This window comes from Paenibacillus sp. 2TAB26 (genome assembly GCF_052115145.1).
Taxonomy (GTDB): Bacteria; Bacillota; Bacilli; order Paenibacillales; family Paenibacillaceae; genus Pristimantibacillus.
This window is the reverse complement of sequence record NZ_JBFRGC010000060.1, coordinates 1-12,234: the sequence shown is the minus strand read 5'-3', so window position 1 is coordinate 12,234 and position 12,234 is coordinate 1. Positions and strand designations below refer to the sequence as shown.

10 protein-coding genes and 2 pseudogenes are annotated in these 12,234 nt (G+C 40.7%); 5 read left to right on the top strand and 7 right to left on the bottom strand.

Going from position 1 to position 12,234, the window contains the following annotated elements:
• Together AB4Z50_RS35570 and AB4Z50_RS35565 are read left to right on the top strand one after the other, a co-directional pair.
• The coding region (locus tag AB4Z50_RS35570; RefSeq protein ID WP_441887179.1) for a hypothetical protein at positions 1–3,453 on the top strand (3,453 nt) is incomplete at its 5' end.
• Between the two features lie 155 nt (positions 3,454–3,608).
• The gene (locus AB4Z50_RS35565) at positions 3,609–4,481 is read left to right on the top strand and encodes a hypothetical protein (protein ID WP_441887177.1); all 873 of its coding nucleotides are present in this window, start codon (positions 3,609–3,611) and stop codon (positions 4,479–4,481) included.
• A gap of 160 nt (positions 4,482–4,641) precedes the next feature.
• Here the strand turns inward: AB4Z50_RS35565 and AB4Z50_RS35560 are convergent.
• Positions 4,642–5,168, bottom strand: a pseudogene (locus tag AB4Z50_RS35560) (tyrosine-type recombinase/integrase).
• A 585-nt stretch (positions 5,169–5,753) separates the two neighbouring features.
• On the opposite strand from AB4Z50_RS35560, the gene AB4Z50_RS35555 reads away from it, so the two are divergent.
• The 3 genes from AB4Z50_RS35555 to AB4Z50_RS35545 all read left to right on the top strand — a co-directional run bounded on the left by AB4Z50_RS35555 (position 5,754) and on the right by AB4Z50_RS35545 (position 8,091).
• A complete protein-coding gene (locus AB4Z50_RS35555; protein ID WP_441887175.1) occupies positions 5,754–6,557 on the top strand; it encodes a restriction endonuclease in 804 nt (267 codons plus the stop codon).
• Between the two features lie 134 nt (positions 6,558–6,691).
• Complete coding sequence (locus tag AB4Z50_RS35550; RefSeq protein ID WP_441887173.1) at positions 6,692–7,246, top strand: TIR domain-containing protein; 555 nt, start codon at positions 6,692–6,694, stop codon at positions 7,244–7,246.
• 14 nt (positions 7,247–7,260) lie between these two features.
• Entirely contained in the window at positions 7,261–8,091 is an 831-nt protein-coding gene (locus AB4Z50_RS35545) for a macro domain-containing protein (protein ID WP_441887171.1), read from the top strand.
• 269 nt (positions 8,092–8,360) lie between these two features.
• On the opposite strand, the gene AB4Z50_RS35540 is transcribed toward AB4Z50_RS35545, so the two are convergent.
• The 6 genes and pseudogenes from AB4Z50_RS35540 to AB4Z50_RS35515 all read right to left on the bottom strand — a co-directional run.
• Positions 8,361–9,026 (bottom strand): SOS response-associated peptidase, encoded by a 666-nt coding sequence (locus AB4Z50_RS35540; protein ID WP_441887169.1) that lies wholly within the window; start codon positions 9,024–9,026, stop codon positions 8,361–8,363.
• A 117-nt stretch (positions 9,027–9,143) separates the two neighbouring features.
• On the bottom strand, positions 9,144–9,461 hold the full coding sequence (locus tag AB4Z50_RS35535; protein ID WP_441887167.1) for a hypothetical protein: 318 nt from the start codon (positions 9,459–9,461) through the stop codon (positions 9,144–9,146).
• A 3-nt stretch (positions 9,462–9,464) separates the two neighbouring features.
• Positions 9,465–9,632: a hypothetical protein gene (locus AB4Z50_RS35530; protein ID WP_441887165.1), complete on the bottom strand. Its 168-nt coding sequence runs from the start codon at positions 9,630–9,632 to the stop codon at positions 9,465–9,467.
• Entirely contained in the window at positions 9,629–10,522 is an 894-nt protein-coding gene (locus AB4Z50_RS35525; RefSeq protein WP_441887163.1) for an ATP-dependent DNA ligase, read from the bottom strand. The genes AB4Z50_RS35530 and AB4Z50_RS35525 overlap by 4 nt, the downstream gene beginning before the upstream one ends.
• Positions 10,519–11,364 carry a non-homologous end joining protein Ku gene (ku, locus tag AB4Z50_RS35520; protein ID WP_441887161.1) on the bottom strand — a complete coding sequence of 282 codons (846 nt, stop codon included), beginning with the start codon at positions 11,362–11,364 and terminating at the stop codon, positions 10,519–10,521. The genes AB4Z50_RS35525 and ku overlap by 4 nt, the downstream gene beginning before the upstream one ends.
• A gap of 251 nt (positions 11,365–11,615) precedes the next feature.
• Positions 11,616–12,234, bottom strand: a pseudogene (locus AB4Z50_RS35515) (IS3 family transposase); the annotation flags it as partial.

The following is a 12,234-nucleotide window of genomic DNA, read 5'->3' as shown; positions in this document are numbered from 1 at the left end:
GATGCATACTTCACGTATAACTTTGAAGATCGCTATTCTTCTGGTTTAGGAGGAGTGAGAGGTCTCGTTGTACAAGTGAAAAAAAATGGTGTAGCTCGTACCGTTTCTGTAGGGGGTGCAATTGGACTATCAGCGGCTTCCATATCTGATTCAAAAAGATTTGTATATGTAAATTATGTGTCCATGGGTAGCAGTAAAACAGGTACTACTATGTTTGAGGCAATTGAGAGCGGTACTGACTATTACGGTGAAGAAATATTTAAGAGCGCTTTTGGAAGAAGGGTTGTCAGTTACGAAAGTTCACATCCATTAGGTTATTCAGATGTAGCACCCAATGCAAATCCAATCGTATTTTCCAATTTATTGACGTATTCCCAAGGTAGAACGCACGAATCGTATAATGCATTTTTTAATTACTATGGAGACCAACACGGCGGTTTTCAAGGTGTAGATTATGGTTCAAACCTTGGTAAAATATTTATCAATCAATACGATCAGATTATTTATCCTGTGTTTATGGGTGTGGGAAGCTCTTGGGGTGATGCTGATGCACCTAAAAAAATATGGTCCGTTTTGTATAATGCAACAACCAATAGTGTCATTGCCCAGACACCATATTCCGGACCAGAACCAGGAAATAATCAAAAGCAATCAGGATCATCAACACCTATTTTACCTGATGGCTCCATTTATGTTTTTTACGAAAAAAATGTCATGCCGTTTGTTTCAGCTAACGCAAATGGTTCAATCAAAGAAATAGATCCGAATACAGTTGAAATTACTAGCGATGATTGGGGCGGAATGCTCTATGATGCAGGAAGCTCGATGAAAAACTACGCCTTAGAATTTCATGCGAATGTTAGTGATATAAGAAATGACAAGGTTATCGGAGCTGCTTTCCAGATCCAGAATGAAAAGAATATGTATGCTATGGAGTGGAGCAAGAACACCCTATCGTTATTCCGTGTGGTTAATGGTGTGAAAACGTTATTGCAATCTACACCTATGACACGGACTGCGTTTAACACGTATCCGATTAAAGTAGAATCGGTTAATGGCATCCAGCGTGTATATGTGAATTATGCGAAAGTACTAGAGGTTGCCGATGGTACGTATTCAAAAGGTTTTGCCGGTTTAATGTCGTTAGGACAGTCGAATGCTGTTTTCTCCAATGTTAAGAAACTAAATTATGGTGATATGTACACCGAGGAGAAATATGAAGCTGTACTAATCAATGAAACGATTACCTATGACAAAATCTTCTCCGATATAGAGGAAGATCCTAAGATACTAGAAGAGTGGACGTACAGCCACAACCCTAATATTTTTGAGAATCCTGAAGGGATGAGCATGTATCATGGACAGACACGTTCAACAACTTTAAATTCACTAGAGAAACCTGGTGTTTACGAGATTAGCTACAGAGCGCAAGATAATCCAGGTATATCATCCTATCGTAAATGGTCGGAGCCGGTCACTAAGCTACTATATGTCCATCGTAGACCAATTGCACTGCCTGATGCGCGGTTCACAGGTTATGTGTATGGTGAAGGTGAAGCAATTGATTACGATACCTTTGATACCTCTTACGATCCGGATATCCCCAATCGCCTGCTTGATAAAGTGTTCCGCACACGCTGGGCGGATGAAACAACGTGGACAGCCGGTAAACGGACAATTTATAGCCGTCCAGGTGTCGAACTTATCATTCAAGAGCAAGTAAAGGATCTTCATGGGGCTTGGTCATATTGGGCGCAGCAAGTTATTTACAAAGACGCTTTACCGCCTGTGAACCAAACCAAACCAGTAATGACCATAACCTATCCAGGAGGAACCTCAGCGGCTGCTCCTACGGTACTCGTAAAAGAACCGACGATAACCTGGACCTATTACGATGCAGAGAATGATCCACAAGAGCAGTATCGCTTATCACTAACATATACAGATACAAATGAGGTTGCGTTGTATATTGATTATGCAGGATTAGAGAAAAGCTTTAAGGTAATGGATGGTATGATCAATCCTGGACGTGTTGTACGTGTACAAGGGCAGGTCTACTCAAAGGGTGCTTGGTCAAATTTAAGTAACATCCGCTACTTTGTGCTGGATTTACCGCCAGATACGCATTTACTCTCGTATAACGGAGCTAATGCAGATAATCCGGTCTACACCAACATTAATCGACCGCAGCTGCGCGTATTTACCATTGATCCGGAGAACCATCCAATTACCGCAATAGATTATGAAGTTTATCGCGTGTCGGATGGTGCAAGAGTGGTTGATACGAATGCCACGGTTGCTGCAGCAAGCTATACCACAACAGCTCTAGCAGACGGATTATATTACTGGAGAGCCAGGGCAAACGATGGTTTTCTATGGGGACCATATTCTTCAAATGGTTATTTCTTTGTGGATACCGTTAAGCCTGCAGATGTAGATGAGCAGTTGGAGGTTGAACCGACAGCCGTAACGGTGAAGTTTAATGCCTTTAGCGATGCAGCTCCGTCCTCTGGCCATGCGACACGCACATTCTATCTACAAAAGGTAAATAGTAATGGCAGCGTGACGAATATTGACTTAAATCAAGATGGCACAACAGAGTACAGTATACCGATTTCCCTGCAGGCGAAATCATATCGTGTGTCTGGACTAGTGGCTGGCCAAGAGTACCGGTTGACTGTGCTAGATTATGACGTAGCCGGTAACGAGGGTTATTATGCCTATATTCATTTCAGTACGAACCGAGCACCGACAGCTGACTTTGATTGGTCACCTAAGCCAGTGTATGAAGGGGATCTTGTAACCATAGCATCATCTGTCAACGATGAGGATGGAGATCCGTTGTCAGTGGCGTATGAACTCACAAGTCCATCGGGAGCTAAGCGGAATTTCAGCTATACGCTTATACGTAGCGGTGCATCTTATCCGAAAACAGGGCCGGTGCTGCAGCTAATGGAAGTTGGAAACTGGAGCGTCAAACAAACAGTAAGTGATGGCATTGCAGATCCCATTATCGTGACGAAAACAATGCAGGTTCTCGCATTGGGAATTACGGCAGAAGTAGTGCATACGGAAGAGTGGGAAGCAAATCGACTGCGATGGAATGAAGTAAAACCGAAGGAATTGCGAAGTCCTTCAACCTTTTGGGCGGGTGAACGTTTTGTTCTTAACGCGAGAACAACAGATACCGGCGTTAGTACCACAAAGGCGACCAAGGTCGAAGTAGCAGCGGAGCGAATAGGCAACACAAGCTTAGCATCTACCGACAAAAAGGCATGGAGTGGTTATATAGGTGCTGAGCAAGCTAAGGTTAAGTTAGAGTCATTACAAGATGGGGACTATATATTCCATTTTAAAGCCACGTATTCGAATGGCGTGGTGAAGGAGACGGATGTAACCATACAGATTAAAGATAATTGGACTGCATTTTTTGAATTTCATAAAGCTTGGTAATTTGGTTAGAAGGCAGTACTGCCCGTAATATTAACAGTACTGCCTTTTCTTTAAATTAATTTAGAAATAGAGGACAAATAAATCATTTATAGAATATGACAAAGAGTTACAAAAAAATACAAATGAAGAAATCGCAGAAAGTGGAGGAAAGTTAAATGCTAGATGTACAGCAACAAGCTAATACGGATACTAGAAATAGATGGGATAGTTGGTCTTCTTTAAGAAAAATGCATACTGAGATATGGGATAAACTAAGTGTTTCACACAAACCGTTATCAGGCAGAGCTTTATTATTAGGTGCAGGAAATGGGAATGATGTGGATATTCAGAAACTTGAGTCTCTGTTTGACGAAATAGTTATTGTTGATATTGACCCAGACGCTCTGAATTGTTTTATGGAAAAAGTTAAACAGCCTGATAAGTTTAAAAGTATGCAACTTGATTTAACGGGATTCGCGAATCAAGTGCCTGACTTGAAGAACATGTCTGAACCCGAAATTATTGGCCTAATAAATACATTGAAACCAAATTCAGAATTGGCATCATTAACAGGGAAGTTTGATTTCATTATGGGTTGTAATTATACTACACAATTGATTGGACCTAAGTTTATGATGCATAACCAACAGAGTGGAAGTACATATGTTGTGGCTGTTAATCAATTCACAGTGAAAGTACTCGAGAATATTTTTTATCATTTACGCAACCTCCTAAAAGATGATGGATTGCTTTTACATTCTACGGATACTTTTGAAATGCATACTAACTCAGCAACTGGCTATTCTTCACCAGCAACAAAACCTATTATGGAAGCAACGAAAGGAGATTTGTCGAAATTATCGGAAATTGTACCAGTCTTTGGTTCATTAGCTGCTCAAAGCTTAACGATTTCCGGAAGTGTAATGACGACAGTTATGATGATTGGACTAGAATTTAAGAGGCTATTTATTATACCATGGCACTTTCAAAGAACAGCTACAATTGAAAGAATATATATCAATTTTCTCACTGCGTTTACAAAGAAATAAAATGGATACAGAATACAGAAAAAGCAACCTTTAGATTTCTGAGGTTGCTTCTTGGTGGGCGCTGCAGCTTTTAGGCTGAAGCACCCTTTTTTTGATTTTCATAATGGTAACCGCAGATAGATTATTCGATAACTCATGGGCATAGCGTTTTTTCAGGGTCCTATGCGATCTCATCTTTAGGTTCGTAATAAGCAGTGAAATCCGGAACGCTAATATTGCCACATGGATTACATAGGTCATAGGATGAGCTTAAATCAATGCCCCAAAGGCTAACGTATTTATCCGTCATTCGGGTTGATGTGTGACCCATGATACGTGATAATGCGATGGTATTTCCTCCATTGACTACCCAAAGCCTTGCAAAAGTATGTCTAAACGTATGAGGACTTACCCGCATACGGTCAATATCTAAATAGCTACCTAATAATTTGCCGGTTTTACGCAGAGCATCTCGTATGGATGATGATGCTAAGGCTTTTTATAGCGTGAGGCAAACAAGTAATCGTCTCGTTTAATGCCATATTTGTTGATGTAATTCAGTATCAGCGTGGATAGCTCACGAGAGAAGGGAACTTCGCGTTCCTTGTTACCTTTCCCTAGCACTAGCATGATCCTTTTGTTATGATCAAGCGAATAAACATGCAGGTTGGTTGCTTCCGAGATTCTTAGGCCTGTACTGGCCAACATAAAGATTAACAGAGCCATCCGTTCTTTATATTGTGGTGTTGTTCGTATTTCTCGGACGGCATTGATGTTAGCTTGTAATTGTTCTGCAGAAAAACCTTGAATGACCGATTGTTTTTTAGGAGGCTTCCGAATCCCCTTCACTAAATCACCATTATATAAGTTCTTCTCCGCAAGGAATAATCCAATTTGTCTTAAACAATAGTAATGTTTCAGACGTGTTCCTGTAGAAAGCGGTTGGCCATTATGATAATTTGGCCGCTCACAAAGCCAGGCTAAATACTCGCGTGAAACACTAACACTTAGTTCGAGTACACTATAGCCTCGACTATCGCAAAACCTACAAAACTCACAGAATTGAGATACAAAATTTCGAATCGTTTCGGTTACAAATCCTTCACTAATTAACCATTTTTTAAAATCATTTTCCAGTTCGATCATTTATGCCTCCATTGATATGAGAATAGATAGAATGCTTCCAAATTTAACAGAAATATAGTAAGATTCTACTACATTTGCATACGTGTGGGCATATTTTCCTGTTTTAGAAATGGATAGACAACATAAAACGACAAAGGGGCAAGACAGATGGCCAGGCGCAGAAGAAAAAAGGAAGAGTTAGATCCATTACAGGCATTTATACTGCTACTCATGATTGGGGCTGGATGGGGAGCCTACTCGCTTACGAAATCGATTGTAGCTGCAGGGATTGCTGCCGGTGTAATTTTTGCGGGCTACGCCTTTATTATCTTCTCCATAAATCAAAAACAAATCGAGCGTTTAAAGAGATCCGGCATTGCAGAAATCGATAAGATGGAGGGGCGACAGTTTGAGAAGTATTTGGGTCATCTTTTTAAAGCACACGGTTATGCTGCAGAAGTTACACAAGCTGCAGGTGATTACGGTGCAGATTTAATCATCTCAAAAGCTGGAAAGAAAATCGTGGTCCAGGCGAAGCGTTATAGCAAAAATGTTGGTCTAAAGGCCGTGCAAGAAGTACATACAGCATTGAATCATTACGGAGCAACAGAAGCGTGGGTTGTTACCAACAGTGATTATACAGAGCAGGCGTATACATTGGCCAAATCTAACGGCGTTCGTTTAATCATGCGGCAGCAGCTGATTGAGTTGATGTTAGCAATAAATCCTGAACAGAAGGCTCCAAGTTCAAAACAGATTACCCAACAACCAGAACTTGAAAATGAAGTCGCAGTGAGCAACGAGAATATGGAGCCTGAAGATCTGGACTGCCCCCAGTGTGGCTATTTACTTGTAAAACGTAATGGGAAACGGGGAGAGTTTTATGGCTGTTCCAATTTCCCTAAATGTCGACACACTATGGAAATTATAAAGAAGCTATCGGGCAGTTTAGTTGAAAATCAATCACGTTGAACCGTATAAGATACTCTTACACAGAGAATTAAGTAGTGATAATAGATTTGAGAGGTCGGAGTAGACGAGTTTTATGTTTAATAATGAACGAGTAAACAGGTGAAAATAATACTTTATATTAGGAGGATTAACACATGGCAAATCGGACAGGAACCTATGTTGCTTTTGATGGTTTAGGAGAAAAAGATCCTACAAAGTCTGACTTTAGATATTATTCCACTATTCAAGCATGGAGTGCAAACAAAAACATCAAGTTTTCGTTAACTAACAGTCATGAGAAAACGGATGCAGTACGCGATACAAGTAAACGGACAACTCTATATGCGCGGATTCAGGAACGACTTAAATCATCAAAAAACATGCTCGTCATCCTTACCAAAAAGACTCGTTTTACCGGAAGCGTTTTATCCTATGAGATAGAGCAAGCCATAGATACATACAAAATTCCGCTTATTATTGCATATCCCGAGTTTTCATCCATTTTGAATGTAGAGAGCCACAGTGACATATGGCCAAAGGCGCTTGCCGAGCGTATCAATAATACTGGTGTAGAGGCTATCCATATCGCATTTGCTAAGGATTGCATTATGGATGCTATTACGCGTTTTCATGTGAACGGTGAGCATCTTAGTGATGGGAAGAATTATTACAACCGTGACGCGCAAATCAAATGGGGCTTAATTCGATAAAGGAGCAGATGCGAATGAAAGTCTCGTTTTTTGATAAAAAGATACTACATACTTTCTACGGCTTTCTAAGCGTGATAAGCGTTATCACCTCTATTGTCTTTCTCTTTGTTGAAATAGAGCCCAAAAACAAGGCGCTCATTGGTGGAGGGACACTGATATTGCTGGTCCTTGTTTACATCGGAATTTGGATTCATGCCAATTTACGTCGGAGCATCAAACTAACGATTAACAACTCAGAGGTTGAGGTGAAGTTTGGTGATTTATTCTCTGAGGAAGCTGACCTGAAAGCAGTTGCTTTTAATGAATATTTCGACACAATGGTAGACGAGAAAGTTATTTCAAGCACTTCCCTCAACGGAATATATATCAAAAAATTCTATTCGGGAAATGTAAATACTTTAGACGACATTATCTCTTCTGACAACCATTTACCAGAGATGATCGCCTCCACAAACGAGGGAAGGACTATTGGAAAGAAAACTCAATATAAACTAGGAACAATATGTATGGTAGACGATTATCTCCTTACGGCGTTCTCTCGTTTCGATGCTAGTAATAAAGCGTACCTCGAGATAAACGACTACATAAGCTGCCTTTTAAATTTCTGGACTGAGATAGACAGAGTCTATGCTGGGAGAACAGTAGCCCTACCCGTTTTGGGATCCGGGATCACACGCTTTAAAGGATACGAGAATATATCAGATCAAGAATTGCTCGAACTCATTATATTGACATTTAAAGTGAGCCGCATAAGATTCACGTTTCCTTCTACGGTGAAGATCGTAGTCTGGCAGAAAAAACAAGAAAAGATAAACCTACTTTCGCTTAAGGATTTAGAATCGTGAAAGAATATTATTAACATAACTATTAAAAATGGTTAATGCTCAAAATTCTGAATTGACTCTCTATAGATGCTGGTGTTACCGTGCTTGATATAATCGTAAACGAAAAAGAAGGAAAAAAATTGCATAAGCACTACTCACCTATCTCGAGCAATGTAATTTAAAATCAACTAATGATAAACAATAACTCAACTTAAAACGTTTGCACTCGTTGTTTCAATTACTAGGTTCTTATAAATTTTTTTTTGGAGAAACCGATGATACTAATGGGGCTATTTGGAGTTCAAAGGAATTTCCTTTATTAAGGATTCATCTGAATTTTTAACGTTTCCTACATCTCTTGAGACTGGATATTTCATCATTTCGTCGGCAGGAAATGGTTTGAGAAATTGTGAGACGTCTTCCATTTCGGGATTTAACCAGCCATGTATATCCGTTAATATGACCGGCATACGATCATGCACATCTGAAACAAGCTGATTCGGCGTAGTCGTGATAATGGTACAGGTTGAAATGGGTTCCCCATTAGAGTCTCGCCAGGTATCATAAAGTCCAGCAAAGGCATAGACAGCTTTTGTTTTCATCTGAAATCGATAGGGCTGTTTTCCTTCACCTTCCTTACGCCACTCATAAAATCCGTTACTTGGGATCAAGATTCGGTTTCGTTTTAACAAACTGCGAAATGCTGGCTTTTTCTCGATTCCTTCAGCTCGTGCATTTATCATTTTATAAGCTATTTTAGGATCTTTGCTCCAAAAAGGAATGAGTCCCCACCTAAATCCTGAGAGTACCCGTTTTCCTTCTTTAAGAATAATGCCTGGTACGATTTGTGTAGGGGCAACATTATATCGCTTAGTATATTCATAGTCGGTTTCAACTATGGCAAAGGTGTTAATGATCTCATCGAGCTCTGAGGTTATCGTGTATCGTCCACACATGCATAGATCCTCCTAAATGATTATTCCACATACAAACGCAGCCTTGGTTCATTTTTACGCAACCCACGGCTGCCATTGTATTTATAATTGTAGCCGGTCATACGTTTATAAAAACAACTATTCCATTTTTTCGTTATTTTCTATGTATTCCTTCGCCTTATTTAACGTATCTACAATTCGACCTGATTCGTGTTCGAGCCAATTTGACGCCATTTCAGGATCAATATTGCCAAACATAACATTCCCAATGATATGATCCAATTCGTCAGATGCTTTATCCAGTTCTTTAACCAATATTTCTTGCTCCGTTTCTTTTAATGCTAATATGGATGTTCCACAGGTAATACAAGAGTAATCTAAAAGGTTGTCAATCGGGATCTCATTCTTATTATTGCAACCAATACATGTGACCGTTAAGGTTTCTTGCTTCAACATGCTTTAAACTCCTTCTAAATTATCAATTTCATACTCCACGATGTGTTTGAATTTTCCGCTGCTCATGATTTTTTCAAATATCCATTCGACTTCTACATTTCTATCCTTAATACTCCGGACTTTTCCGACTTTTTTAGCGCCTCGCACACGTACATAGTCGCCTTCTCTCATCCATTGCCACTCCCAAATCCTAATAGCTTTGGCTGCCGTAAGATACCGGAGTCGCTAAATTCTAAAGCGGTAACCCTGCAGGAGAAGGGGATGCTAAGCCATCTAACATCTGATTTCTTCATGCCGGCAGACAATACGGGGAAGGGACACTCTCCAGGATGCTGCTCCATAAATTGCTTCAGCACCTTTTTGGAAGCCGCATCTATACCCGATACGTGGCCAACATATCGATCCTCGAACCGCAATACCAGGCTAGATACATATCCTGACTTTAGTTTTATTCCAACGACTTCAGCAACGATCCGAACTTCTTTTCTTTTTTTATACCAGTATCGATGCTTTTTAGCTTCAACATAGGGGCTGTCTAGCTTTTTGGATATGATACCTTCCCACTCATGAGTATTAACCCAATCCCATAGTGCAGGTCCATCATATACCAGGTCAGTAACAAATAACCTTGGCTGTTTTGTTGGAAGCCTTGCTGTAAGTCGCTCATATCGCTCCCTGAAGGGGAGAGAGCGAATATCTTGTCCATCATCATAGAGCATATCGAAAGCTACAAAAATCAGATTGTCATCATATTTCTTACGGCTAACCCCGATCAGGACGCGCTGAAAGTTTGGTCGTGTACCGTCAAAGTAAGCAATTTCTCCATCAAGTACACAGGCACCGATTCGTAGCGGTTTCAAAAGTTCTACGATCTCAGGAAATCGATCATTGCGGAGTTCTACGCGCTTTGAAAATATTTCTATGCCACCTACGCCGTCAAGTCTCACCAGAGTACGCACACCGTCCCATTTGATTTGATAGCCCCAGTCTGGACCGGTAGGTATATCCGGTGAAGTGATTGGGGCCATTGGTACGCCAGGCAGAACCATAATAGGAGTCATGATACGTTATCCTTAGATTTCGCAGCGTTTTTTCGTTTCCTAGTGGGCGGAGAATTATCAGTCACAGGCTTAGTTGAATCTAGGCTTGCTTGTAGAGCAGCCAGGAGATCAATTACATTTGATCTATCTTCTGCTGCAGGAGCAGTAACAACATCTATACTCTTACCGGTGATCTTTTGTTCAATGAGATCAAGAAGGGATATCCGATAATCGTCCGTATATTTGCTCGGTTCAAATTTCTCACTCAGCTGCTCCACAAGAGCTTTGGCCAATGAGAGTTCTTTTTCGTTTATAACGGTTTGTGATGGAAGATTTGGGACTTGAGAGAGCGAGCGTATCTCGTCCGGATAAAACATGGTCTCCATACAAATGCAGTTGTTGACGGCGCGGATCGCCGCAAGACTGCTTTTACTGCGTATGGAAATTTTGGCTATGCCAATCTTGCCAGTCTGTTTGATCGCCTCCAGCAGCAGGCTGTAGGCTCCAGCGCCTGCCAAATCAGGGGCCAGGTAATAGGCTTTTTGAAAATAAAGGGGATCAATATCCTGTAGATCAACGAAATCCAATATCTTAATTGTTTTCGCGGCTTCATTCTGGAAGCGTTCGAGCTCTTCTTCTTTAATAATTACATATCTGTCTTTTTCAGACTCAAAACCTTTTACGATTTCAGCTGGATCAATTTCTTTGTCGCATTGCCTACATGTCTTTATATAGGAAATAGGCATACCACATTCTTTATGTAGGCTCCGGAAATGAATATCTTTGTCTTCGGTTGCGGTATACATTTTAACCGGCACATGTACCAGGCCAAAGCTGATCGCGCCTTTCCATACCGTATGCATGTCTGTCACATCCATTATTTTTCAATTAGAATGCTCCGGTTTCAGAAAAGTATTCAGATATTCATCATACTTTTTGCTTACGAATTGCTGACTTATCAAGCAAAGCTGAGTGTTAATCTTAAAATGATAGATGATTCAAATTAATCGTTCTTAGAAATGTTAATAGGTATTTGAAAATGAAAGCAGAGAGGAGGAGTTAGTTGAGGGGACTGACCCCCATTTGTGAGACAGGGATCAAAACACCTTCAAGTTTAAACGGCCAGTCGCCTGTAATCAATCGGCGACTGGTTATTTAGTTTCGTTTGAATACGAATTGCGTTATAGTAAGTGATGTAGTCTCGAACGGTCTGTTCAACGATTGCAGTCGTTGTATGGSTCAACCCTTCGAGGTAGAACGTTTCAGACTTTAGTGTGGAATGAAACGATTCAATGGGGGCATTATCAGCGGGCGTTCCCTTGCGGGACATGCTTCATGGTAATGCCTTTTCCTTTTACAGCTTCCTGATACCCCAGCGACGTGTAGACGCTGCCCTGGTCGCTATGCAGGATCGCACCAGGCACAGCTGGTAATTGATTGAGTGTATCTAGGACAAAGGCCGTGTCTTGTGTATCGGATAGACTGCTAGCTACGATCTCYCCGTTATATAAATCGAGGATGCTCGATAGGTACATCATTTTTCCGCCGAATGGTAAATACGTAATATCCGTGACGAGTTTATGCATCGGTGCTTCAGCTTGAAATTGCCGCTTTAACAGGTACTCAGCTACATAAGCAGGCTGCCCTGTTTGCTTTCGTTTCTTTACTCTGACTCGACATTGTAGCTGCTCACATTGCATGATTCGTTGTACGCGCTTGTGAATTAATCTTGT